21 protein-coding genes and 1 pseudogene are annotated in these 25585 nt (G+C 41.4%); 19 read left to right on the forward strand and 3 right to left on the reverse strand.

Translation table 11 applies throughout. From position 1 onward, the window contains the following. Nucleotides 1-307 precede the first annotated feature (307 nt). From ggt to LQ216_RS03775, 3 genes are all read left to right on the forward strand, one after another. Complete coding sequence (gene ggt / locus LQ216_RS03765; protein ID WP_230126816.1) at nt 308-1990, forward strand: gamma-glutamyltransferase; 1683 nt, start codon at nt 308-310, stop codon at nt 1988-1990. 138 nt (nt 1991-2128) lie between these two features. Beyond that, nucleotides 2129-3283 (forward strand): M20 family metallopeptidase, encoded by a 1155-nt coding sequence (locus tag LQ216_RS03770; protein WP_354958362.1) that lies wholly within the window; start codon nt 2129-2131, stop codon nt 3281-3283. Nucleotides 3284-3500: 217 nt separating this feature from the next. Next, nucleotides 3501-4397: a hypothetical protein gene (locus LQ216_RS03775; protein ID WP_230126818.1), complete on the forward strand. Its 897-nt coding sequence runs from the start codon at nt 3501-3503 to the stop codon at nt 4395-4397. 103 nt (nt 4398-4500) lie between these two features. Here LQ216_RS03775 and LQ216_RS03780 read toward each other — a convergent pair whose 3' ends face one another. Then, complete coding sequence (locus tag LQ216_RS03780; RefSeq protein WP_230126820.1) at nt 4501-5805, reverse strand: acetamidase/formamidase family protein; 1305 nt, start codon at nt 5803-5805, stop codon at nt 4501-4503. A 354-nt stretch (nt 5806-6159) separates the two neighbouring features. Here LQ216_RS03780 and LQ216_RS03785 point away from each other — a divergent pair, with 354 nt between their 5' ends. Then, on the forward strand, nt 6160-6603 hold the full coding sequence (locus tag LQ216_RS03785; RefSeq protein WP_230126822.1) for a DUF5392 family protein: 444 nt from the start codon (nt 6160-6162) through the stop codon (nt 6601-6603). Between the two features lie 209 nt (nt 6604-6812). Here the strand turns inward: LQ216_RS03785 and LQ216_RS03790 are convergent, their stop codons facing one another. After that, a complete protein-coding gene (locus LQ216_RS03790; RefSeq protein WP_230126824.1) occupies nt 6813-7100 on the reverse strand; it encodes a hypothetical protein in 288 nt (95 codons plus the stop codon). Nucleotides 7101-7247: 147 nt separating this feature from the next. Beyond that, the gene (locus LQ216_RS03795; protein WP_230126826.1) at nt 7248-9068 is read right to left on the reverse strand and encodes a prenyltransferase/squalene oxidase repeat-containing protein; all 1821 of its coding nucleotides are present in this window, start codon (nt 9066-9068) and stop codon (nt 7248-7250) included. A 206-nt stretch (nt 9069-9274) separates the two neighbouring features. On the opposite strand from LQ216_RS03795, the pseudogene LQ216_RS03800 reads away from it, so the two are divergent. The 15 genes and pseudogenes from LQ216_RS03800 to LQ216_RS03870 form a co-directional block, all read left to right on the forward strand. After that, nucleotides 9275-9349: pseudogene (locus LQ216_RS03800) on the forward strand (YjcZ family sporulation protein); the annotation flags it as partial. 278 nt (nt 9350-9627) lie between these two features. After that, nucleotides 9628-9921: a putative quinol monooxygenase gene (locus tag LQ216_RS03805; protein ID WP_230126830.1), complete on the forward strand. Its 294-nt coding sequence runs from the start codon at nt 9628-9630 to the stop codon at nt 9919-9921. A 31-nt stretch (nt 9922-9952) separates the two neighbouring features. Next, a complete protein-coding gene (locus tag LQ216_RS03810) occupies nt 9953-10618 on the forward strand; it encodes an NAD(P)H-dependent oxidoreductase (protein ID WP_230126832.1) in 666 nt (221 codons plus the stop codon). A 44-nt stretch (nt 10619-10662) separates the two neighbouring features. Then, nucleotides 10663-11793, forward strand: a complete 1131-nt coding sequence (locus tag LQ216_RS03815; protein WP_230126834.1) for an NADH-dependent flavin oxidoreductase — start codon at nt 10663-10665, stop codon at nt 11791-11793. Between the two features lie 426 nt (nt 11794-12219). Further along, nucleotides 12220-14607 carry an immune inhibitor A domain-containing protein gene (locus LQ216_RS03820; protein WP_230126837.1) on the forward strand — a complete coding sequence of 796 codons (2388 nt, stop codon included), beginning with the start codon at nt 12220-12222 and terminating at the stop codon, nt 14605-14607. Between the two features lie 142 nt (nt 14608-14749). After that, entirely contained in the window at nt 14750-15190 is a 441-nt protein-coding gene (locus LQ216_RS03825) for an OsmC family protein (RefSeq protein ID WP_230126839.1), read from the forward strand. A 268-nt stretch (nt 15191-15458) separates the two neighbouring features. After that, entirely contained in the window at nt 15459-15884 is a 426-nt protein-coding gene (locus tag LQ216_RS03830; RefSeq protein WP_230126892.1) for an OsmC family protein, read from the forward strand. Between the two features lie 333 nt (nt 15885-16217). Further along, on the forward strand, nt 16218-17222 hold the full coding sequence (locus LQ216_RS03835) for a LacI family DNA-binding transcriptional regulator (RefSeq protein ID WP_230126894.1): 1005 nt from the start codon (nt 16218-16220) through the stop codon (nt 17220-17222). A 241-nt stretch (nt 17223-17463) separates the two neighbouring features. Beyond that, entirely contained in the window at nt 17464-18636 is a 1173-nt protein-coding gene (locus LQ216_RS03840) for a substrate-binding domain-containing protein (protein WP_230126841.1), read from the forward strand. Nucleotides 18637-18711: 75 nt separating this feature from the next. Then, nucleotides 18712-20211 carry a sugar ABC transporter ATP-binding protein gene (locus LQ216_RS03845; RefSeq protein ID WP_230126842.1) on the forward strand — a complete coding sequence of 500 codons (1500 nt, stop codon included), beginning with the start codon at nt 18712-18714 and terminating at the stop codon, nt 20209-20211. Beyond that, the gene (locus LQ216_RS03850; protein ID WP_230126844.1) at nt 20192-21175 is read left to right on the forward strand and encodes an ABC transporter permease; all 984 of its coding nucleotides are present in this window, start codon (nt 20192-20194) and stop codon (nt 21173-21175) included. The genes LQ216_RS03845 and LQ216_RS03850 overlap by 20 nt, the downstream gene beginning before the upstream one ends. A 31-nt stretch (nt 21176-21206) precedes the next feature. Beyond that, the gene (locus tag LQ216_RS03855; RefSeq protein ID WP_230126846.1) at nt 21207-22382 is read left to right on the forward strand and encodes a Gfo/Idh/MocA family oxidoreductase; all 1176 of its coding nucleotides are present in this window, start codon (nt 21207-21209) and stop codon (nt 22380-22382) included. Next, the gene (locus LQ216_RS03860; RefSeq protein ID WP_230126848.1) at nt 22379-23350 is read left to right on the forward strand and encodes a sugar phosphate isomerase/epimerase; all 972 of its coding nucleotides are present in this window, start codon (nt 22379-22381) and stop codon (nt 23348-23350) included. The genes LQ216_RS03855 and LQ216_RS03860 overlap by 4 nt, the downstream gene beginning before the upstream one ends. Before the next feature lie 48 nt (nt 23351-23398). After that, nucleotides 23399-24430 carry a zinc-binding dehydrogenase gene (locus LQ216_RS03865; RefSeq protein ID WP_230126850.1) on the forward strand — a complete coding sequence of 344 codons (1032 nt, stop codon included), beginning with the start codon at nt 23399-23401 and terminating at the stop codon, nt 24428-24430. 120 nt (nt 24431-24550) lie between these two features. Beyond that, nucleotides 24551-25390, forward strand: coding sequence for a sugar phosphate isomerase/epimerase family protein (locus LQ216_RS03870; protein ID WP_230126852.1), 840 nt, complete (start codon nt 24551-24553; stop codon nt 25388-25390). Nucleotides 25391-25585: the final 195 nt, after the last annotated feature.

Raw genomic sequence — 25585 nt, forward strand, 5'->3', positions numbered from 1 at the left:
CGAAAACTAATTTTCAGCATTTTCTGTGAAGTTTAGTTCCTATTAGTTTAGTGAAAATTAATACCAAGAGGCTAACTACTACATCTTGGATCATGACAATTGAAAAATGTAGTAGCAAACTCATAACGAATGTTCAGACCGAACCAATGCAGTTTAAAAAATTGAATTATATAATGGGCATCCTAAACGGATTTTTTACATCAATATTCAGTCCATAATTTAACCAAAATGAATAAGCCGGTTTTTCTTATATGATTTACTTCATAGTCTAAAAATAAAAAGCCAACTTGGAAGAAAGGGATACAACATGAAAACGATCATAAAAAACCAGAAGGCTAGAAAAAATGATACAAATAAGCAAAGAGCTGTCGCAGATTACGGAATGGTTGCAAGTGCAGTGGATGAAGCAACCAAGGTAGGTGCCGCGGTATTGAGACAGGGTGGAAACGCGATGGACGCAGTTGTTGCAGTCCAATTCGCATTGAGTGTTGTTGAGCCTTTTAATACAGGAATTGGAGCCAGTGGATATATTCTTCATTATGATAACAATAAAAAGGAAACGACGGTAATAAATGGGCATTCTCAGGCACCAAAAGCGATACAGGAGGATATGTTCATAGACAGGGACGGAAACATCATTCCACACTTCGAGAGATCCACCCACGCATCGGCAGTAGCTATTCCCGGTATCATGAAGGGGATGGAGACCGCGTTAAATGAGTTCGGAACGATGTCTTTAGATAAGCTGATTGAACCTGCTGTTGCTCTCGCGGAGAACGGATTCAAAGTGAACTGGCAATGGGATTACGCCATACAGACGCTCATGCTTCGCATGGGGGATGAAGCGAAAGCTTTTTTCGCACCTGATGGAATGCCGAGAGTGGAGGGGGAATGGGTCAAGAATCCTAATCTTGCTAAAACGCTGCGCATCCTCCAGAAAAAAGGCATCGACGCTCTTTACCATGGAGAAATAGGAGACGCCATCGTTGAAACCCTGCAAAAGATGGAAGGCATTCTTACAAAAGAGGATTTACAAAACTATCAAGTGGACATAGAAAAGCCTATGACAGGTAGCTATAAAGAATATGAAGTAGTAGTGCCTGGTCCCCCGAATGGTGGAGGGCCCAGTTTAATCCAGCTTCTTAAAATTCTTGAAGGTTTTCATTTAGAGCAATATCAAGTCGCCTCATGGGAAAAATACTACGTACTAGCCGAAGCAATGAGGCTTACCTTTTCGGACAAACTGGCTTATATGGGTGATCCGGAATTCGTGGACATCCCGATGAAAGGACTACACCATCCGGACTATATAAAAGAAAGACAAAATTTGATTAATTGGACCTCGAGAAACACGGAAATTGACTGTGGGAACCCGTGGCTGTATCAGGAAAGTACGAATAAGAAGGGTGAGGTAAAGGATTTTGAAACGGGTGGGGAGACGACCCACTTTACAGCGGTTGACAGATGGGGAAATATAGCCGCCTGTACATCTTCGATTGAGCATGTCATGGGTTCAGGAATAATGGTGCCCGGCTATGGATTTCTGCTCAACAATGATTTGACTGATTTTTATCCTGAGCCGGGCCATAACAATAGCATCGAACCGAAAAAATATCCGGTCAGTGCAAAAACGCCTACGTTTGTTTTCAAAGACGGGAAACCTGTGTTAACGCTCGGCTCTCCGGGCGGGCCCACGATTGTTGCCTCTGTAGCACAGGTTCTCATCCATTTAATTGATTACAAGATGGATCTTAAGGATGCCATTGAGGAGCCAAGAATTTATAACAGTACGGCACCACTCGTTTGGTGGGAAGAAGGGCTGGATCAAAGCGCAAAAAATAAGCTTGAGCAAATGGGATTTGAATTTCCTGAGCTAGCGAAACCTATTGGGAATGTTCAGGCTATATTGATTGACCAGGATCACGGGGACCTATATGGTGCGGCAGATTCAACCAGGCCTGGGTCGGCGATAGGTTTAAACAGGGAATAATCGTTTTTTAATTGCATTATTTGAGGAAACTAGTCATATCTTTTTCCTTATTTGTTACTCGCTTCACAAAATTCCCCGTTTATTTTCAAGCTTAGTGTGGAATTGAACAAATATAGAAAAAAAAAGGAGGCGTTCTCTATGGATCAAATAGAAACGTATCTTGAGGGTAAAATGCCTGAGATGAATAGCTTATTGGAGAAAATAGTGAACATAGACAGTGGTTCCTATCATAAAGAAGGTGTTGATAAAGTAGGGGCTATAATCAGAAAAGAGTTCGAAGACATTGGTATGTATGTAAAGGTTCACCGGGAAACTGAATTCGGTAACCACCTCGAAATTAAAGGTAGTGAAAAAAGCGAGCCTAAAATAATTATTATTGCGCATATGGATACGGTTTTTCCTGTCGGTGAGGCAGAAAAAAGGCCATATAAGATAATCGGTGACAAGGCATACGGACCAGGTGTGAGCGATGAGAAGGCGAGCCATGTCTCTGTTCTTTATGCCCTAAAAGCTCTAAAGGAAAAAGGTTCGGATGCTTATAAAAATGTACATCTCATTTTTAATGGTGATGAAGAGGTAGGTTCCCGTACGTCAAAAGTGATTATTAAAGAGGCAGCCGAGGGTAAGGATTTCTCGCTTGTCGTTGAATCGGGAAGACCAGATGACGGGGTTGTTACGGAACGAAAAGGTGTCGGGAGATTCATTTTTGATGTCAAAGGTAAAAGCGCCCATGCAGGCGTTGAACCTGAAAGGGGTAAAAGCGCGATTGAAGAACTGGCGCATAAGGTGATCATGCTTCAAAACTTAAGCGATTATGAGCAGGGGTTATCCGTGAATGTCGGTTTAATTGATGGGGGAACCTCTTCCAACACAGTAGCACCTGAAGCCCAGGCACAGGTAGATGTAAGGGTAAAGAATATGAAACAAGCAGAAGAAATTACCGGTAAAATAACCAAAATAGCCCTTGATGAAAAAGTCACGGGCACAGAAACAGAGCTTACCGGAAGAATCGGAAGGCCGCCGATGGAAAAAATCGAAGGTACAGATAAACTGTTAAACGTCATTAAAGCAGCAGGAAAAGAGCTGGGAATGTCGATTAGAGAAGTGAGTACGGGTGGAGGCTCTGATGCGGCCTATACTTCTACAGAAGGGGTCCCAACCGTTGATGGCATGGGGCCGCTAGGCGAATTCTCCCACAGTGATACAGATGAGTATGTAGATTTAAAATCATTTCCGAAACGAACGGCTTTGCTTGCTAAAACGATTGAGCGGTTAAGTAATCATAGACAATAAATTTTATTTAAGGGTGTCCCAAAAGCAAAGTATGGGACACCCTTTTCATTGTGCAAAGAAAATATAATTTTTGTAACTGTGAAAGAAGATTCTTTCCTAATTTCCCGATTTTAAATTGAGGTTGCAATAAATCCCTTCAGAGTAACTATTTACAACGAATCTATTCCGTTCATGAAGTTGAACAATAACTAGTGAGGCTTAAGAAGGAGGTGACAAAGTGAGAATTTCACGTCTATTGACGTTAATGCTGACTTGTATCTTGGCGGCTGGTTGTAACCAGCAGGGTAGTAAAGAAAAAGGTATGCAGGAATCGATAGAAAATATGGCGAACAATGAATCGGTTCAGCGTGGCTTCTCTGAAGGTCGGATCCATACGATTAAACATGATCATGGGAGTAAAGAGGATATACTCCTTAATACGATGGAAGAGCAAGAAATGATGCTCACAGACAATGAACTTCGTGATCAATTGCTTGATTTTAATATTAAAGTAAATAAACAGATGGTAAAGGACCCAGCTGGAAAAGAGCAATTAATGGAATCCACACTTGAAGTAACGGACGGAATAAGCGCGGATCCGAATAAACGGGAGCGTTTTGTTAACCAACAGCAAACCATTAGGCAGCAGGCCTTAAAGAGCAGTCATTTAAAAAATAACGTACTCAAACAAAATGTAAGAGAACAGCAGCTGGCGTTAGATAACCCTGGAACCGCAAAAGATATCAAAGAGATATCCTTAGATACATCAAAGGCTGTTTTATCGGATGATGAGCTAAGGCCGGAAATGCTAAAAATGAATATACAGGGATTCAAAAAGATCTCTGAGGATCCGGCACTGCGCACTGAGATGGCCCGGACAATGTTGCCGTTGCTTAAGGATCCGGTCATAGCGGCAGAGTTACAGAAAATGATTAAGCTCGCGGTAGCCCAAGAAATGAAAAAAATGCAAGCAGTCATGCAACAACAAATGAAACAACAAATGATACAGATGCAAAAAAAGCAGCAACAGCCAAATAAACAAGTTCAACCGAACCAGCCAAAAGGCGAACCGCAACAAGCTCCACCACCGAAAGATGACACACAAACTAATAAGAAAGAACAAAGCCCGGCGTAGTATAAATGGTCTTGCAGATCATAGTATAAATCCATTTTGCAGTTCCAGCAGAAACCAAAAAGGCCGCGTAGTGCGGCCTTTTAAGCTACTTGATTTCAATTCGTTATATTAAATCGTTGAGATACTGATCCCTCACAAGCTGGGTGATGCCAATCTTATTTAGAAATTCCACTGGGCATAGGAATGTTACCGTCACTACACCGGGATGCCTGCCAATTTCAATTGAACCGGTTATGGTAGCCCGGTTCATTACTTCCGGAACGGTAATGCCAAGAACATCAGCAGCCCTCTTTAAACCGTTGTCTGTAGCTTCATTGAGGTTTGCGCCCGTGCCGATAAAGGAGACTGGCAAGGATTCCTCTAACTTCTTAACTCCCCATTGATCCGCTACATTAGCGGCAATTTCCTTTTCTTTTTTTGTAAACGGCTTCGCAAGGTAAGGGAGGTCTTCTGCGACAGGCAATAAAATCGGTCCTTCAATATTCAGTCCTTTAATGACTATCACTTGCAGGGTGACAATCCCCGCCACATCAGCCGTATGCCCGGCTATTTCACCATCACCTTGCATGGCGTGCATATCTCCAAGATACACGCCACCGCCTTGGACTTTAACAGGACTGATCAATACCGCTCCTTCGCGGACTCGGTTGATATCCATATGCCCGTCGGTTCTTTCCTCTAATTGTTCTTTTGTTACTTTGTAGTCATGTGGAGCATCAATCAAAGCCTGACCAAAGTCCCCAGCATTGTGGGAGTCGGGAAATGGCCTGGAAGGCGTTGTTCCAAGCTGGCCTAAAAAGGGGCGCAACCTTGCTACCGCTCCAACTATATCATGAGGTGCAAATGTCACTATAGGGTTTTGAATGGATTGCTCGGGTATGGCCATATAAGAATGGCCTTCATGTGCAATGTGCTCTGCTGCTTCTTTGTTTAACGTAACTCCAACATTTCGGTTGGAATCAAATGCAATCGTATATCCATTTGTAAAGACAAACGGGACGATATCTTTCCCGCAATCTGCACAGCGAATAGCTTCTTGGCCAATTCCTTCAATGATCGTTTCAGGGTTCACAGTGCCGCACTCGGGACATTTTCCAGCCACAAAAGGATCTCCATGGAATCTTCCTTCTACCGGTTTGTCATTTCCTGATGAGGTAGCAGATGAAGTGACCCTGATCGACTTAATTTTGATGGCAATCGCATCACCTACTTCAGCCCCTTCTACGAAAACAGGCTTGGTGACCTCATGACCGCCGCGAATCGCGGGTGTGATCATCGGCCCCCAGCATCCGGGCGCTGTATTTGCGACAATATGGCCGCCATCCTTTACAGGTCCGAGCATCTCATTCTTTGGATCCAAGATGCCATTAGTAAAATCATTAACAAATAAGGTTTGTTTCGCTTCCATTTCAGTGCCCCCATATTCATTTTTTTTGGTTTATACAAGCTCAGTATAATCATTGAAGATAGCGCTTTCAATTTATCTGTTTACATACGATTAGCAGGGGAATTATAATAAAGCGAATCTTTTGACACAATAGCGCATCTTTAGTAAGATTGTTATATAATTTAATTCCTTTAAGGGGAGTAGCTTTTACAGCAAAGTCGTCAATACAGAGACAGTGTCTCTCGGCTTTGTTGGCAACTCAACGTTGTTAGCAAGACCTTACCTGAAAACGGTAGAGGTCTTTTGTTTTTTACTGGAGGACCTTTGCCAAAGCGGCAGAGGTTTTTTTAGTATCTTTTAGGAAAGGCTGATTACATGAATATCTTTATGACAAACAATATTTCCAACTATGCCAAAAAAGAATTGGAACAATTGCAGGAAATCATTTCTCCCATATTGAGTAAAACAACGAAATATATGATGTGGGCTTTTCCTTTAGTAGCCGTTTCCTTCTTTAATCTGATTACTTTGCTATTTTTTACTGAATCAAGTGAAGCAACCATGATTCAGCTGGGCTTTTTTGCGCTGATTGGCGCATTCGGCCTCGCGTTGTCAAAGGAACGAAAATTAAAGCAAAAGGAAGTTCTGAAGCTCGGAAATGACTATATGATCAAAAGGATTGAAAAGAGTTCGTATCTTACGGATGTTCGCAAGAAAGAATACATTTCGATGATAAATGCGCAACCATTAATCGCGATCAATAGCTTCATTGAATTCGTGAATGAGGAAGAAGGGCTCATGAAGCAAGGTTACAGCTAATATATATAGAAAAGAGAGGTCGCGAGTTTTTAGCGATCTCTCTTTTTTGGTGAAGCTGATTTTCCAAAATTAATTTTTTTCGTAAAAGTTGGAGATAATTCTGAAAAAATGAAGGTTATTTCCGTAAAAGTGAAGGTTAATTCCGTAAAAATTAATTTTTTTCCGTAAATGATAAAGCAATTTCCGTAAACTCAATTTTTACATCCACTTTAAAATAACCCGCCATTAACCATGCGCCACATTCTATGCCGGTGTCCTTTGTTATTCGGATCTACGTTACAACCCATTAACCAATGTGCGGCGTTGTCTCTTTCATCTTTCGTGATGCGTACTCCTAAACATCTTGATAACCGGTCTACCATGCCATAGCAGCGCCCAGGGTGTTTTAAATCGTCACGCCGGTAAGATCTTAAAATGCCATAAACACGGCGGGCGTTCCTTGGATCACGCATCTTTGAGCGGAATACCTTCATCAGCCTTCTGTCGATATATGCCAACACTTCACCCCCTATTGATAGTTATCGTTGCAACGATAAACAGAGGTGATGCACCCCTGTCCCATAGCAACTTACCATATCTTATGGAAATTCTTGAGGGCAGAAACGGCTTTTTACTACTATCATGCAAAAACCGCTGAAAAATAGTTATCTATCTATTCTTTTAAGATAATGACTTAGAGTGAGCAACGGCCAAATGCGATTATAACTATGATAATGGATGTAAAAATGTCCAGGTAATCCAGCGCCTGTCGGGTATGTCATCATTTTTTCGGGGTGCTCCTTCCAATTCAGGATATAAGCTATGCCTTTATCAACATCAGATGTTGTATCGTCATAGATTGATAGGAGCGCATCGACAGCCCAGGAGGTTTGCACAATCGTCGAAAAGGAAAGAGGGATATAAGTCCTTTCGCTGTCACTTTTACACGATTCTCCCCATCCACCATCAATCTGCTGGATCGTTAGCAGCCATTGTTCCGCTTTTTGAATCGCCGGATGATCAGTTGGCACCCCAACGGCCCGCATTCCTGTTATGGCTGCCCATGTTCCATAAATATAAGACACTCCCCATCTTCCGTACCATGAACCGTCTTTTTCCTGATGATCGAGCAGCCACCCAACGCCTGCTTTTACGCGCGGATGGGAAATGGTCAATTTTAGATAGTTCCCTAGAAATTCAAGTGTACGCCCGGTCAAATCTGGAGTTGAAGGATCGATTATCGTATCTTTAAAGTTTTGGATCGGCAATGAAGCCATCAGGTTTGTATGGCTCCTTTTTTCAAATGAACTCCATCCGCCATCATCATTTTGGATGGCAAGCAGCCGATTCACACCTGAATTCCATGATTTCCGATATTCCGGGTCAAGCAGCGAAAAAGAGGAGAGAGCCCGCAATGCCGCCTGCGTATCATCTGTATCCGGGTTGCTCGTATTGCTTTCGGAAAAGCCCCATCCACCTGGGATAGACTGAACAAAGTCGCCTGCTCCCTCTTTTTTTTCTTTTTGCTGGACAGACAGTAAATACCTGGCTGAAGATTCAATCCCGGTATCTTCAACCGATACCCCCGCTTCCTGTAAAGCATAGCTAAGCAAAGCCGTATCCCAAACCGTGGACGGAGAATTTTGGAGATGGTATCCTTCTCCGCTTTTATAGAGCAACGATTTTAGACCTTGTACCGCATTTTGAATCAGGGGAGATGCAGGGCGGTAGCCGAGTGCGAGAAGAGCATAAACCATATAGAATGTGGCACTGGCATAGCTGTACAGTGTCCCATCATGTTCAATGCTTTGGATTATATATTTTTCAGCCTTCTTGATTGCGGAATTAGTAGAAAATCCATCCAAGGGCGTTTCTCTTAATTTGTTTGCTTTGTGGCTTTTAAATAAATGATTCAAATCCGGCGTCCAGCGGTTACTGATCGAGAATTTTTGATTGCCCAGTATTAACACGGGAGCAAAATGGGCTCTAACATATGAACTGAATGTATGGAAATTAATCGGAAGAAAGGCAGGCAAATGGATAATCGAGAGAGGAAGGGGGAAAAATTTCGGCCATGGATATAGCCTGTTTAAGGCGAGCATGAACTTTGTGGAAACATGGGCCTTTTCCAAGCCGCCATGATCAAGAATATATTTCTCCGCTTTTTTCATATTTTCGTCCGAAGTATTTACATAGCCTGAAAAAAACAAAGCGGCATAGGCCTCAATGGTTGCTGAAAGATTTCCTTCATCATCCTCATACAGTTTCCATACTCCATCCTGTTGGGTGCACAACAGGCGAGTTACAAGGTTTCGAATCAATTCGTCTTCGTCAAATTCGAGCACTCTTAACATGATAATCATATAGGCATCGGTCATGGGTCCGCTCTCGAAACAATATCTCCAAGTCCCATCGTTACATTGTTCTTCTTTAATAGCTTTTATCAATCGCTGTATTTCCGTTTGAACGTTTTTTTTCAGATTCATTTCTACTCCCTCGCTGTCCATTGAAAACATATCTATTTATAAAATATGAAACAAGGACAGGATGTGTAAGCCTCATCTTGCAATTCCACACTTTCATTAATTTTGTTGAACTGTGTTCTTTATCCAAACAATTAAATATCCAACTCATAAGATGTATTAACCTTCAAAAAGGAGGTGTAGACATTATGGGTTACGACGATAAAGGAAATGGCTTTGGCTTTGCGCTGATCGTAGTTCTATTCATCTTATTGATCATTGTAGGAGCTGCATATGTTTACTAATAGCTTCTAAACTTAGCATCAAGGGGTAATGTTCTAGCATTTGTGACACTACACTAATAGGGTTACAAATGACACACCTCGGGTAAAGACGTCTGTACGCCTTGCAGACGTCTTTTTGTGATGGAGTAAGTGAGCATTTTGTGTGCGCATAAGAAAAATAGAGACTATACTAATTGCACGACTTATCATTATTTTGCCTCGTTGATGGGAAGAGTAAGGTATGTTAGCGGAAGATTAGCAGGAGAGTCAGAAAAATCAACAAGGGGGAGGGCGCTATCATGATCGTCATTCATGCCTATATGAAGGTGAATCAGGAACAACGTGAAAACTTTCTTGAGCAGACCAAACAGGTTATGGCAGGGTCTAAGGCAGAAGAAGAGAATATCAGCTACCATCTCTATGAAGATCTAGAACAAACAAATACATTCGTTTTTGTAGAGGTATGGAAGGATGAAAAAGCCATAGAGAAACATGAGGAAACACCTCATTTCAAGACTTTTATCAAGGAGCTTCCGCCATTATTGCATGAACCGATACGAGTTGAAAAATACGAAGCAAAAGAGATTAGCTAATTTAATTACATCAAGAAAGAGGAGCTAACCATTGACAGATATAAAGCAACAAATTCTTAACGCCTTTCAATTCAGGCATGCAACGAAAGAGTTCGATCCAACTCGGAAGATCCCTGATGAGGATTTCAATTTCATCCTGGAAACGGGCAGATTATCTCCGAGCTCTGTCGGATTTGAACCGTGGAAATTCCTCGTGGTCCAAAACCCGGAATTAAGAAAGAAATTAAGGGAAGTGTCCTGGGGAGCACAAGGGCAGCTTGCCACCGCCAGTCATTTTGTAATTATCCTTGCCCGTAAAAATATGAGATTTGATTCAGAATATGTACGCAATCATTTAAAAACCGTCAAGAAAATGTCTGATGAGAGCATTGAAAACGCCTCTGTCAGATATAAAGAATTTCAAGAGTCCGATCTTAATCTGTTTGAAAGTGAAAGGACCTTGTTTGATTGGGCCAGTAAACAGACTTATATAGCCCTGGCCAATATGATGACCGCGGCGGCCCAAATAGGGATTGATTCTTGTCCCATGGAAGGATTTGAATACGAATCAGTTAACAAAATTCTTCTTGAAGAAGGATTGTTGGAAGACGGTCAACTCGCTCCGTCTGTCATGGTAGCTTTTGGTTACCGGGCTGAAGACCCGAAGCGTTCCAAATCAAGAAAAGACATTGATCAAATCGTAGAATGGGTTCGATAAAAATTTAACAGTAATTTTTCAGATAACGGAGGAAAACACAAAATATGATGAATTCAAAATTCGCACCATTATTCGAGTCACTAACACTTCGCAATGGGACTCAATTAAAGAATCGGGTCGTAATGGCACCGATGACTAACTTTTCTTCAAATCCAGACGGCACTGTGACAGAAGAGGAAGTCAGTTATTATATGCGTCGTTCACATGGAGTCGGCATGGTCGTGACCGCATGTACATATGTAACAGAAAACGGCAAAGGGTTTCATGGAGAATTTGGCGCCGATCGTGACGAGCTGATTCCAAGCTTGAAAAAGTTAGCAACAGGAATTAAAGAAAAAGGCGCAAAAGCCGTCCTGCAAATTTTCCACGGCGGCCGCATGTGTCCGCCGGAATTAGTGCCAAACGGCGAAACGGTCAGTGCAAGTTCCGTTGCCCCGGAAGGAGAAGGACAGACGGTTCCAAGGTCTTTGACGGAAACTGAAATTGAATCAATCATACGCGACTATGGAGAAGCTACACGTCGGGCGATTGAAGCCGGTTTTGACGGCGTGGAAATTCATGGCGCCAACGGTTATCTCATTCAACAATTTTTCTCGCCTCATTCCAACCGTCGTGAAGACCGTTACGGGGGCAGCCTGGAAAAACGCATGACTTTTCCGATGGCGGTTATCGATGAAGTGCAAAAAGTGGCCGCAGCTCATGCGAAGGGTACGGAGCCGTTTTTGATCGGGTATAGATTTTCACCCGAAGAGCCTGAAACTCCCGGCATCACCATGGCAGATACTTTAACATTAATAGATGCCCTCGCTGAGAAGAATCTCGATTATCTTCATGTATCCTTGAATGATTTCTGGTCCACACCTAGACGTGGTGTTGAGGATACACGCTCACGTATGGAATTGATCCAGGAGCGGGTAGGCGATAAAGTGCCTGTAATCGGGGTAGGTTCGATTTATACGGCAGATGACGCACTAAAGGCAAAGGATACAGGAGTTCCATTAATCGCATTGGGACGCGAGATTATCATCGACCCTGACTGGGTAGAAAAAGTCGAGCAGGGCAGAGAAGCGGAAATCGTCACAAAGATTAACAAGGATGCCCAGCAGGAGCTTGTGATTCCGAATCCGCTCTGGCAGGCAATCGTCAACACACCGGGATGGTTTCCGGGGGTGTAATAGCACTCTCGTATCGACCCTGAGAGGGAACTCATAGGTATGATAAAGGCTGGATCTAAAAGCACAAAATGTGTTTTTGGATTCAGCTTTTTTGATTTTGCGTAATCCCTTAAGTAAGGCATTCGAAAACTAATTCTGGATGTAGGTAATTGGAATTATATTTAGACTTTCGTAATATTCGGGACTCTAATAATTAATAGCTTTTTGCTTTATAATTAAATATATTAACCTATTTACTCCGATTAATAGTTTTGAAAAAACAGACTATTAGCATATAAATTCAATAAAAATCTATTATTTTTCAGTTAGAGTAAAAGAGTTATATAGTAGGATTTCACTATATATAAAGACCCTCTATTATTATAAAATTTACTAGAATTTAATAAAAATTCAGAAAAATTTTATATTAATCAGGGGGTATATCTGTTGAAGAAAAAGGCTGCCTTAAAAGTTTTTTCCAAGATTACTGCAAGTACATTAGTAGCCACTACTTTATTTGCTGGTTCTTTTGCCGGAACTACCGCTGCACCAAAGCAGGTTTCTGCTGCACCAGCACCATCAGTACCTATTGATTTGAATATCGTGGATCAGGACCGTTTGGCTAAAGCATTGCAAGAAAGAGGAGTTATCGCTAAAGGTGCTAGCGAAGCACAGGTAAATAAAGCGGTCACTGCTTATATTGAGAAAAAGCAAGGCGAAAAACCTGAAGTGCCTGTAGAAATGAATAAACAGCAAAATGATTTTGATAAAAAAACAAAGGATTTTATGTCAAAGCAAAAGGAAAAACTATCAAAAGAGCTTCCAAAGGGACATAATCATTTTCAAAAAGGTAAGCAGAATGGCTATGTTAAAGTCGATCCTGCAAAACAAGCAGCTTATAAAGGTGGAGTTCGTGAAGATAAGGTTCTTGTATTACTTGTAGAATTTGCTGATTACAAACACAATAGTATCGACCAAGCACCCGGTTATATGTACTCCAACGATTTTAACAAAGAACATTATGAAAAAATGTTATTCGGCGAGGAAGATTTCACATTATTCAATGGTGAAAAAGTAAAAACATTTAAGCAATATTATGAAGAGCAGTCAGGAGGAAGTTATACCGTAAACGGCCATGTAACGGACTGGCTTACAGTTCCGGGGAATGCAGCGGCTTATGGGGATGACAATCCTCAAGGGGGACATGATAACCTTGATCCGACAGGACCGCAGGACCTTGTAAAGGATGCATTAAATGCTGCTGCCGGTTCGGGCCTTGATTTATCTGAATTTGATATCTTCGATCAGTACGATTTAGACGGTGATGGAAATCAGAATGAACCGGACGGCCTTGTTGACCACTTAATGGTTCTGCATGCGGGTGTTGGACAGGAAGCCGGGGGCGGCAAATTAAAAGATGCGGCAATCTGGTCTCACCGTTCAAAAGTCGATGGGGCATACAGAGTCCCAGGAACTACCTCTAAAGTTCCTGCCCATTTTGGAGGGCAAATGGCTGCTTGGGATTACACAATTGAACCAGAAGACGGTGCAGTCGGGGTATTCGCGCACGAATTTGGACATGACCTTGGTCTTCCAGATGAATATGACACCCAGTACACTGGACACGGAGAGCCGGTTGCTTCCTGGTCGATCATGAGTGGCGGTAGCTGGAACGGCAATATTGCGGGTACAACACCGACTAGCTTCTCACCGCAAAACAAGGAATTCTTCCAAAAAGCAATGGGCGGAAACTGGGCAAATATCCAAGAAGTAAATTATGAAGATATTAATAGATTAGGCGTAGCCACTGTAATTGACCAAAGTGTCACGAAATCAAAAAAACCAGGTATTGTGAAAGTAAATCTTCCTCTTAAAGAATCAAAGGGGATTCAGCCTGCCTTTGGTAAGAAGTACTACTATAGTACAAAAGGTGATGATCTCCATACAGTAATGGAGACGCCAGTGTTTGATTTAACCGCAGCGGAGTCTGCAACATTCGATTATAAGCAATGGTATGAAGTGGAATTTGATTACGACTACGTATATGTTAACGCTGTGGTGGAAGGTGTGGAAAACCCGGTAACTTTGGATGTTATCGGAGATCAAAATACCGAAAAACAGTTAGAAACCAGCAAAGGGCTATGGGAAGATAAGAGCCTTGACTTAAGCCAGTTCGCAGGCAAAAAAGTCAAGATTGTGTTTGAATATGTTACTGATGGAGGGTTGGCACCGAATGGATTTGCCATCGATAACCTTCAATTGACAGTAGACGGTAACGTTGTATTCACTGATGACGCCGAGGGTACTGCAAAAGTAACGCTGGACGGCTTTGAAGTGGCGGATGGAATCATTAGAAAACCGCATTACTACTACCTAGAGTGGAGAAACTATTCTGGATCCGATAAAGCACTGCAATTCTCGCGAGGTGTCAAATATAATACTGGTTTGGTAGTTTGGTATGGTGATGAAACATTCACCGATAACTGGACAGGAGTTCATCCAGGCGAAGGATTTCTTGGTGTCGTGGATTCCCATCCTGAAGCGATTGTCGGAAAACTGAACGGCCAAGATTCAATCAACCAAAGTACACGTTACCAGGTTGCTGATGCGGCATTCTCTTATGACAAATCACCTGCGTGGTATGTCGATTCTCCAACACGCGGAATCTATGACTACAAAGGTTCCGAAGGGGTAATTACATTTGATGATTCAAAAAATTACAGCAATACTTTAATTCCGGATGCTGGACGTAAGGTTCCTAACTTCGGACTTAAGTTCAATGTACTCGGCGAATCAAAAGACAATTCTGCCGGCATGGTTTGGATTCGTAAATAGGTATGAATGAGGAAAGGACATCGGGCTTAGCCCGATGTCCTTTTGTATATCCACAACCAAGAATATTCTATCTTGAATAGAACATAATAAGGATGTTTTTTTCAGGAAGCTTAATTACAAGATCATAAGGAGGAATTTTTATATGGAACATAAACTAAACTTTCATGTGACAGGAACTACTAAAGGAATGCAGACAATAGTGAAATCCAGTAAACACTCAATTACAATCGACGAGCCTCCGGTAATGGGAGGCCATGATTCGGGACCCGATCCGTTAACAACATTGCTAAGCGCCCTTGCCGGATGTGAAAATGTAGTGGCAAACCTCGTGGCTAAGGAAATGAATTTTGATTTGCAAACGATTGAGTTTGACATTAAGGGGGTTCTAGACCGACGAGGATTAATGGGTGATCCTAGCGTCAAGCCTTATTTTGAGAAAGTGATGATCGAGGCAAAAGTGACAACGAGTGAATCACAGGAACGGATCAATGAGCTTCAAAAATTAACTGACTCACGCTGCCCCGTTTATACGACGCTTGAAGCGGCAGGGATACCACTCGAGACGACTTGGACAAAAGCATAAAACGAAATGGGTTGGACCAGAAGGACAGATGACGTGCCTTATGGGGTCAGCCCTTCTTATTATCAAGTTTTAGGATTTATTATCGACTTCGTTTCATTTATTATCAAGTTTTGAAATTTATCTTCGACTTCGGCTCATTTATTATCAACTTTTTACATATATCGATTTCTCGACAATATCCAATATTATTCGACATGGAAAAGCAGAGCATATAATTAATGAGGTGGCTCATATTAATAGGTGTTAGATAATGAAAGGATTGGAACAGATGAAAACAAAAATAACATGGTCAGGCCAAATCGCCTTTTCAGGTACCACACCTTCGGGGCATGAAATCAAAATGGATGCCGCCGAAGAAGCGGGTGGCCAGAACAGTGGAGCAAGACCTACAGAGTTGCTTCTACATGCAGTAGCGGGTTGTACAGGTATTGATATCATTTTAATTTTACAAAAAATGCGACTTAATCCTGAAGCTTTCCATATGGAAGTAGAAGGCATCCGAGCTGAAGACCATCCAAAACGCTTTACCGATGTCCATATTCATTACGCACTGGAAGGCGAGCTTCCCGAAGACAAAGTAACCCGGGCGATTCAGTTATCAAAGGATAAATATTGCTCCGTCTCCCAATCATTAAATGCAAACATCACGGTGAGTTATTCGATTAATGGTAATGCCGGGAAACAAAAAATTTAAAAAGAGGGAATTCCCCCCCCTCTTAGGTGCTAGAGATTAATTTATAACGATACTCAATATCTTGTTGTCGATAGTACAATTACAGCCATGGAGTAAAATAGATATTTTCCGGAAGACCCGGAACGTCTTTCACCTCTTAGGTGAAGGCCAAGCATTGATACACTTGGAAGAATAAAAATTTTCATATCTGTTTATGAAATGGAAAGAAAGCTATAGAATAATTAGAAGATTTAAAAAGTATATACAAGAATTTTTAAAAAATTGTTGCTATTAAAAATGTAACCGATTACAATAAAAATAGAAAGAGAACGATTGAAAGGAAATACAATAATGATGGCAAGGATAGTTGATGTTGCAAAAGCAGCTAATGTTTCCACTGCAACGGTTTCAAGAGTGTTAACCAACTCGGGGACTGTGAAAAAAGAGACGACTGATAGAGTGTTGGAAGCGATAGAATTATTAAACTATCAGCCTAATATTCTAGCAAGACAGCTTAGAAGATTAGAAACAAAAACGATACTCGTTGTTGTTCCTGATATCACGAATACTTTTTTTTCCAAAGTGCTCCGTGGTATTGAAGCTGTAGCAACCCAAAACGGTTATCAAGTATTGTTGGGTGATGCCCATAATAAGGCTGAACTTGAAAAGGGATATTTAAATATTTTAAGACAAAGAAAAGCCGATGGATTGCTCCTGTTAACGGCAAAAATCGAAGGGCAAGCAATAGAAGATCTTGCTAATCAATTTCCTGTTGTGGTGGCATGCGAATATATCGAGGGATCAAACATACCGACTGTCTCAATTGACAATATCAGCAGCGCAAGAAAAGCAACTAGACATTTACTAGATTTAGGCCACAAGAGGATTGGATTTTTATCAGGTCCATTCGACAGCGTATTAGGCCGTGATCGCTATAAGGGATTTCAGCAGGCAATGGCTCAGCATGGACTTCCTGTAGATTCACTATTGGTTCAGCAGGGCGACTTTTCATTTGAAAGCGGCTTTAATTTAATGCAAAAGTTTTTGGCGATTGATGCTCCGCCCACTGCTATTTTTGCTGCTAATGATGAAATGGCTATAGGTGCAATCAAGGCTGTTAAATCCAAGGGTCTTAGCGTACCTGAGGATATCTCGGTAATAGGTTTTGATGATATCAAGTTCGCATCCATTTATGAGCCAGCACTTACCACCATCTCCCAGCCGTCCTTTGAAATCGGAGAGAAGGCGATGGAGTTACTTATCAGGCTAATTAACAATGATAATATTGAAAAAGAACAATACATTTTAGCGGACGAACTTATAATAAGAGATTCAAGCAAAGAATATAAAAATAAATAATGAATAAAGGTCTTTGGTTGTAAAAATCAATAGATTGTAAACGATTACATGTACTTGGAACGTTTTCAATAGAGTTTTAGTTAATTTTCAACAAAATGTAATCGATTACTATAACAATTTTGAATTAGTAAATGAACCGATTAACTTTTCCTCAAATTAAAGGAGGTGTTGCTCAATCACTCATCCCAAAAAGTTAAAAACTTTGTACTAAATATGTTAAAAATTAATGGGAGGTCACCCAATGAAAAAGAATGTTTTGGTTTCCATCTTTTTGGTTTTTGTTTTAAGCATGGTGCTTATTGGTTGTGGTAATAAAGAAACATCTTCAGGAGAAAAAGAAAGTACAAAGAAAAATGAAAATTACTCGGAACAGACTTCTGGACCGCTGACAATAAATCCTGAAATTCCAGATTTAGAAGTTCTTGATAAAGGACCTAATGGTGAACAGGCAGTATCTGCAAAGTCACTACAGCTTAGTGAAGAAGAGCTGCAAAAGGTTAAAGACGGAAAGTATAAAGCCGCAATTGTCATGCATTATTCCGGAACTGACTACATGAATGCCGCAGTTGGCGCAATGGAAGACACGTTTAAAAGAATGGGTATCGAAGTAATTGCTGTTACAGATGCACAGTTTAAGGCTGAAAAACAAGTGAACGACATTGAAACAGTATTAGCTAAAAAACCGGATATTATGATTTCTGTGCCTGTTGACGCAGTTTCAACAGCACTAGCTTATAAAAAAGCAGTAGCACAAGGCGTTAAATTAGTATTCATGGATGGGGCTGCTGAGGGTCTTGAGCCTGGAAAAGATTACATTAGCATTGTTTCAGGAGACAACTATGGAAATGGTGCATTGGCAGCTGACATCATGGCTGACAAGATTGGTGGAAAAGGTAAAGTCGGCATCGTTTATCACGATGTAAACTTCTTTGTTACGAAAAACCGCTCAGATGCATTTGAAGATAGAATTAAAGAAAAGTACCCTGATATTGAAATCGTAGCACAAGGCGGTATTACTGATCCAAACAAAGGAGAAGAAGTAGCATCCGCAATGCTTACAAGGAACCGAGATATCGATGGGATTTTTGCACCATGGGATGTTCCTGCTGAGGGTGTAATGTCTGCTGCCCGTAATGCAGGCAGAGAAGATTTAGTCGTTACTACAGTTGACTTAGGAACGAATGTTGCAATATCCATTGCTTCTGATGGGATTGTTAAAGGCCTTGGCGCTCAATTACCATATGACCAGGGAGTAGCTCAAGCTATTCTATCAGGTTACGCACTTCTAGAAAAAGAAGCACCGGCTTATGTTGCTTCTCCAGCAATTGAAGTAACAAAAGATAATGTTCTAGATTCCTGGAAGCTGATTTACGGAACAGAGGCACCATCAACAGTTAAAGATGCAATGAAATAAGTTTATTTGGATGAGAATTTTATAGAGGCTGCGCAAGAAACAGCCTCTATAATCAAAAAAAGAAGGTGAGTGAATATGGATCAACCTGTACTTGAAATGAAAAATATATCTAAAGCATTTAATGGAATTACCGTTCTTGACCAAGTGGATTTTTCCTTGAGAAAAGGTGAAGTTCACGCCTTGGTAGGTGGGAATGGTGCCGGGAAATCCACATTAATGAAAATACTCACTGGCATATATGCTGCTGACAGTGGTGAGATTTCAATAGAAGGAAAACCAGTAAACATTAACAGCATTGACGATGCAAATCGAAATAATATATCCATGATATTTCAAGAGTTTAGTTTAATTCCAACCCTGACTGTTGCACAGAACATCTTTCTAACCCGGGAGAAAAAAACCTCTATGGGATTGCTTAATGATAGCGAAAGCGAAAAGAAAACGGAAGTACTACTTAATGAATTAGGGGTGGATATCAAACCATCCGATATTGTTCAAAACATGGGAGTAGGTTATTGGCAGATGACGGAAATTGCCAAAGCACTATCTCAAGAGGCAAAAATATTAATAATGGATGAGCCAACCTCTTCATTGACAAAAACCGAAACTGAAGTCTTATTTAACTTCATTAACAAATTGAAAGCAAAAGGTTATTCCATCATTTATATTTCTCATAGGATGGATGAAATCTTCCAAATATGCGACAGGATTACCATATTAAGAGACGGAAAGTATATCAAAACAGAAACATGCAGTGAAACAAATCTGGAAGCGGTCATTCAACATATTGTGGGCAGGGAGTTCAACAAGGCTTTTGAATGGCAAGAACGTCCGTACTCAACAGAAGTGCCACCGATCTTTGAAGTTAAAAACCTAAATTCCGGAAATAAACTTCAAGACATTAATCTTTCAATCCAGCCTGGTGAAATTGTGGGTATAGCTGGACTGATGGGCAGCGGCAGAACTGAACTAGTTCGTAGTCTTTTTGGGATTGACCCAATTGATAGCGGTGAAATTTTCGTTGATGGCAAAAAACGACCAATTAAGAATGCCAGGGATGCCATAAAAGCAGGAATTGCATTAATTCCTGAAGATAGGCGTATGCAAGGCTTGGTTCTACAACATAGTGTTAAGGATAATTTGATACTTCCTATCCTTTCCAAAGTAAAAAGAGGGCTATTTATTGACAATAAAAAGTCAAATGAAATCAGTAATCAATTAGTTCAAAAGTTGAATATCAAAACTGATAATATTTTTAAAACATCAGGCTTGTTATCTGGTGGTAATCAGCAAAAAATTGTGCTTGCCAAATGGCTGGCAAATGATCCTACAGTATTGCTTCTTGATGAACCTACAATTGGTGTTGATATTGGAGCAAAAACTGAGATTATAGAGGTCATTAGAGAAATGGCTGAAAGCGGCAAGGCGATATTAGTTGTCTCATCAGAGCTTCCGGAACTTTTAGCCATGAGCGATCGTGTTGTCATTATGCATGAAGGCAAGATAAAAAAGGAGATTCAACGTAAAGAGATTAAAACAGAGGAGGATTTAGAGTATGCAATCCAAGGTTTCTAGCGAAGTAAAACAGCCTTCAGTCTCGAGGTTAAAAAAATTCCAATGGCGCGATTATATTGTGTATTTAGCCTTCGTAGGAGTGTTAATCTATTTTTCAGTCACTCTTTTCGATCAAGGGTTTTTAACATCTGGTAACTTATTAAATATAGTGAGACAAACCGCAACTATTACCTTAATGGCTCTGGCTATGACATTTGTAATAAGTAATGGTGAAATTGATCTCTCAGTCGGTTCAATTGCTGCATTATCTTCGTTGACTGGTGCATTGGCTCTTCAGGCAGGCTATGGCATATTTGGAGGATTGTTTGCTGGCGTAGGAACTGGCCTGTTGGTTGGTTTAGTCAATGGTTTACTTGTTACAAAAGTAGCAATACCTTCATTCCTGGTAACTCTGGCTACAATGGGTGCAGTCAAGGGTATGGCTATGTGGGTTACTGACACCGCTCCGATTCCTATTGTTGATTCAAATTTCAATTTCATTTTTGGTTCTGGTGACATCGGCCCAATCCCTGTACTGCTTATTTGGACTCTGGTGTTTGCAATTATCGCTCATGTCTTGCTTCGTAAAACATCATTTGGCCGGCAGGTTTTAGCAACAGGCGGAAATGAAAATGCTGCAAGATTCTCGGGTGTTAATACAAATAGAATTAAACTGTTGGTTTTCGTGGGCACTGGTCTAATGGCGGGCTTAGCTGGGCTTCTATATGCAGGCCGAATGAATGCCGGAAGATTTTCTTTTGGTGAAGGTGATGAACTTTCAGTAATAGCTGCGGTTATTCTTGGCGGAACAGCTCTAGCTGGAGGAGTAGGAACGATTATTGGAACGGTTATTGGATCATTAATGATTGGCGTTATCAACAATGGTCTAATAATCATGGGCTTAGACGTCAGCCAACAAATGATGATCAGAGGTTTGATTATTATTTTGGCCGTAGCGTTAGGCCGTAAAGCGGTTAACCGATGAGAACTAGATCTTTTGGACCGGAGGAATGGCTGTGAAGAAAATAAAAGCCGGAGTCATCGGTACAGGTTTTATCGGGCCAACACATATTGAAGCAATCAGAAGGCTGGGCTTTGTAGAGGTTGTTGGTTTGGCTGAAAATGGTATCGAAAATGCTGAAAAGAAAGCGGCTGAACTCGGAATCCCCAAAGCATATGGAGATTACCGGGAAATGCTGACGGATAGTGAAATCGAAGTGGTGCACAATTGCACGCCTAATCACCTTCACTTTCAAATAAACAAAGAAATCATCCTGTCAGGAAAGCACGTTGTATCCGAAAAGCCTCTGGCAATGAATAGCAAGGAATCAGCAGAATTGGTCGATCTTGCAAAAAAACATAATGTCGTACATGGTGTTAATTTTAATTACAGGCAATTCCCGACTGTTAAGCAATTGGAGACTATGGTGAAAAATGGGGACATCGGAAAAGTCAACTTGGTACACGGAAGTTATTTGCAGGATTGGCTGCTGTACGAAACTGATTTTAATTGGCGATTGGCCCCTGAGGTCGGTGGGAGATCTCGGGCAATTGCAGATATTGGTTCACACTGGTGCGATACAGTTCAATTTGTGACTGGAAAAAGGATTTCGGAAGTATTCGCTGATTTGGCTACCATAATTCCAATAAGAAAAAAACCTAAACTTAATGTAGCTACTTTTGATACACAAAAGGCATCAGAGGAAATGTATGAAGACATCCCAATCAACACTGAAGATTACGCGTCGGTGCTTGTGCGCTTTGAAGATGGATCTCGTGGTGTGTTTACTGTTTCACAGATAAGTGCAGGCCGGAAAAATAGACTTAGTTTTGAAATCGATGGCAGCAAAAGCTCTGCTTTCTGGAACCAGGAGGAACCTGAAAAATTATGGATCGGCCACCGTGATAAGCCGAATGAAGTACTTTTAGCGGATCCTTCCCTATTTTCAGAAGAAGCAAGATCATCCATACACCACCCAGGTGGCCATAATGAAGGTTGGCCTGACGCATTGAAGAATATGATGTTAAATTACTATACATTTATCCGCGATGGTAAAGATCCAAAAACGGATAAAGGTAACTTTGCTACATTTGAAGATGGACATTTATCGATGTGCATAACGGATGCAATCTTAGAAAGCAATGAACAGCAAAAATGGGTGAAAATTAAATTAAGGGGGGGGAATTCGTGAAGCTAGGTGTGTTTACTGTTCTTTATCAAAATCTTCCTTTCGAAGCTATGCTTGATAAATTATCCGAAATGGGTGTTGAGGCAATTGAACTCGGGACAGGCAATTACCCTGGCAATACTCACTGCAATCCTGATGAGCTACTGAGCAGCCCTGAAAAAATTAAATCTTTTCAACATGCGATTGAGCAGAGAGGTTTAACGATTAGCGGATTAAGTGCACATGGCAATCCTCTCCACCCCAATAAAAAGATTGCGAATGATGCCCATGAAGTATGGAGAAAAACCGTTTTATTGGCTGAACGTTTAGAAGTTCCTGTCATTAATGGATTTTCCGGTGCTCCCGGCGATCACCCAAACGCAAAATATCCAAACTGGGTAACGTGCTCATGGCCGCCGGAATATTTGGAAATTCTGGACTGGCAGTGGAACGATGTAGTCATTCCTTACTGGAAAGAAGAAGCCAAATTTGCGGAGTCGCATGGAATCAGCCAAATTGCCTTTGAAATGCATCCCGGGTTTGTTGTCTATAACCCGGAAACCTTACTGAAATTAAGAGAACATGCCGGAGAAAGCATTGGAGCGAATTTTGACCCAAGCCATCTGGTCTGGCAAGGTATCGATCCGGTAGAAGCCATCAAAAAGATTGGCCGCGAAAATGCGATCTTCCATTTCCATGCAAAGGACACTTATTTAGACAAAGCTAACATAAGTGTAAACGGTGTCTTAGATACGAAACACTATAGCAATATTTTAGACCGCTCATGGACGTTCAGATCAGTCGGATATGGACATGACGAAAAAATGTGGAAGGACATTGTAAGTACCCTTCGTGCAGTCGGATATGATTACGTTATTTCCATTGAACATGAAGATATGCTCGCTTCGACTGATGAAGGTCTACGTAAAGCCATTTCCCTTCTTCAAAGGACATTGTTTAAAGAGCAGATAAGTGAAATGTGGTGGGCATAGTTCCAAAGAATGATCTACCATAAATCCGAATTTTTAGGAGGAAATACTATGACAATGCAAGCTGTATTCTTTCCGGGAGATAAAAAAGTAGAAGTTCGCCAAGTAGAAATTCCAACACCCGGTCCAGGAGAAGTTTTGGTTCAAATGAAGGCATCTGCGATTTGCCGCAGTGATATGAGTTTATATTATGGTACTTCCGTTTTCGAAGGTACAAAAACCGGTTTAATGGTTCCGGGCCACGAACCGGCGGGCGTCATTACACAAGTAGGAGAAGGAGTTTCAAAATTCCAGTCAGGGGATCGTGTTGCCGTATACCTAGCTTTAGGCTGCGGGGAATGTGCCCACTGTAAGAGTGGTTACAAAATGTTCTGTAAGGAATTCAAGTGCATTGGCTTCGATGCCCACGGCGGAGATGCTGACTATATGGTGGCTCCTGCTGAAAACTGCATGCGTCTACCGGATGAAATGAGCTTCGTTACGGCTGCCGTTTCTACTGACGCTGTTGGAACGCTATTCCATGCACAAAAAAGATTGGGGATCTCCGGCAGAGACAAGCTTGTGATCTTCGGAATGGGTCCTATGGGAGCTGCAGGTGTCATGATCGCACATGCACTTGGCGCAACCGTTATTGCCGTCGATATGCTGGATGAACGGTTAGAAATGGCGAAAGAACTTGGCGCCGACTATATCATCAATGGAAAAACAGCTAACGTACAAGAAGAAATTGCACGTCTTACAAACGGACTTGGTGCAGATGCCGCCATCGATTGTTCAGGAAGTCCTTTCGCACAAAATGATGCACTGGATTGCGTGAGAGCACATGGACGTGTGGCATTTGTAGGGGAAAGCAAGGAAACAACGATTAAGCCAAGCCCACAGTTAATCCGTAAACAAGTAACGTTAATCGGTTCATGGTATTTCCCAATCCAGGAATTTGATGAAATTACCGAATTCATTGTGAGAAAGAATCTGCCTGTCGAAAAATTAGTGACTCACAAATTCAAGCTGGAAGAAGCAGAAACAGCTTTCCGCTTATTCGATGAAAGAAAAACGGAAAAAGCAGTGTTTGTTTGGGAATAAACGATAAGCTTTACATCTAAAACATGATAAAAGGTTTTGCCCCCTAAATCCCTTTAACATAGATTTAGAGGTTAAAAGAAAAACGATTTGATAATCTAATTAGAAAAGAGGCTGTTTATCATGAAAGGTATTTCATTCAATACTTGGGCTTATAGCAGTTTTCCATCATGGGTTCCTTCCTATCCGCTAGAGGAAGTCATCAAACGACTATCTTCTTTTGGCTACGATGCGATTGAGATTGGTTGTGCAGCACCCCACGCATGGCCGGACTATTTATCACCGGAAAGAAGACAGGAAATTTTAAAGCTTTTAAAAGAACATAATCTAAAGGTATCGTCTATGCTTCCTGCACCAGGTGGAGGACCCGGGAATAACCCGAGCTCACTTCTGGTCGAGGAACGAAGATTCACGATCGACCACTACAAAGAGGTTGTCCGGCTGGCACATGATTGGGAATGTCCGACTGTGATGTGGATTGCAGGCTGGGCTTCTTTCGGCATGCCGCAGCAGGATGCCTGGAACTACAGCCTGGAAGCTTTAAAGGAAGTCGGCAATTATGCAAAGGATCTTGGCGTGACGATGGTAGTGGAACCAACCCCGGCGGACAGCAACTTAATTGAAACAGCAGATGATGCATTGCTATTAGCCGAACAAACTGGCTTATCAAATGTTAAGGTAATGTTTGATACATTTCATGCCTTGTATCGAAACGAAGTGCCGAGTGACTATGTTTATCGTATGGCTGATAAACTGCACCATGTTCATATTTCCGACAATGACCGTCTTCCTCCAGGACAAGGAAGAGGAGATTTTGATTCGGTCTTACGGGCATTAAAAGAGATTAATTATGACGGTTATTTATCAATGGAAGTCGGCTTCCACACAAGACAGGCAGAACCAGACTGGTATGCAAAAACGTCTATCGATTTCTTGAAAGCAAAAGTGAATGAAATTTTTTAGTTTTTTTACTAAAAAGCGGTGGCTACTCTCAATGATGCTCGGGTGCGTCAAAGAGGGTAGTCCCTTTTATTTTGGCTCTGTTAAATTCCATTGTTGATTTTCAAATGGTCATGGAATCTACTCGCTTTCCGCGGACGAACTGGCAAGCCTCCTCACTCGTACCTCGCTGCGGGGTCTTGCCAGCCCGTTTTTCCG

Origin of the sequence: Bacillus sp. CECT 9360 (assembly GCF_918741275.1) — a bacterium.
Classification (GTDB): domain Bacteria; phylum Bacillota; class Bacilli; order Bacillales; family DSM-1321; genus Peribacillus.

Coding starts and splice junctions, on each gene's coding strand:
- LQ216_RS03850 (WP_230126844.1), top strand. CDS start 20,192: ATGCAATCCAAGGTTTCTAGCGAAGTAAAACAGCCTTCAGTCTCGAGG.
- ggt (WP_230126816.1), top strand. CDS start 308: ATGAAAACGATCATAAAAAACCAGAAGGCTAGAAAAAATGATACAAAT.
- LQ216_RS03815 (WP_230126834.1), top strand. CDS start 10,663: ATGATGAATTCAAAATTCGCACCATTATTCGAGTCACTAACACTTCGC.
- LQ216_RS03840 (WP_230126841.1), top strand. CDS start 17,464: ATGAAAAAGAATGTTTTGGTTTCCATCTTTTTGGTTTTTGTTTTAAGC.
- LQ216_RS03785 (WP_230126822.1), top strand. CDS start 6,160: ATGAATATCTTTATGACAAACAATATTTCCAACTATGCCAAAAAAGAA.
- LQ216_RS03865 (WP_230126850.1), top strand. CDS start 23,399: ATGACAATGCAAGCTGTATTCTTTCCGGGAGATAAAAAAGTAGAAGTT.
- LQ216_RS03830 (WP_230126892.1), top strand. CDS start 15,459: ATGAAAACAAAAATAACATGGTCAGGCCAAATCGCCTTTTCAGGTACC.
- LQ216_RS03845 (WP_230126842.1), top strand. CDS start 18,712: ATGGATCAACCTGTACTTGAAATGAAAAATATATCTAAAGCATTTAAT.
- LQ216_RS03835 (WP_230126894.1), top strand. CDS start 16,218: ATGGCAAGGATAGTTGATGTTGCAAAAGCAGCTAATGTTTCCACTGCA.
- LQ216_RS03795 (WP_230126826.1), bottom strand. CDS start 9,068: ATGAATCTGAAAAAAAACGTTCAAACGGAAATACAGCGATTGATAAAA.
- LQ216_RS03770 (WP_354958362.1), top strand. CDS start 2,129: ATGGATCAAATAGAAACGTATCTTGAGGGTAAAATGCCTGAGATGAAT.
- LQ216_RS03870 (WP_230126852.1), top strand. CDS start 24,551: ATGAAAGGTATTTCATTCAATACTTGGGCTTATAGCAGTTTTCCATCA.
- LQ216_RS03780 (WP_230126820.1), bottom strand. CDS start 5,805: ATGGAAGCGAAACAAACCTTATTTGTTAATGATTTTACTAATGGCATC.
- LQ216_RS03805 (WP_230126830.1), top strand. CDS start 9,628: ATGATCGTCATTCATGCCTATATGAAGGTGAATCAGGAACAACGTGAA.
- LQ216_RS03825 (WP_230126839.1), top strand. CDS start 14,750: ATGGAACATAAACTAAACTTTCATGTGACAGGAACTACTAAAGGAATG.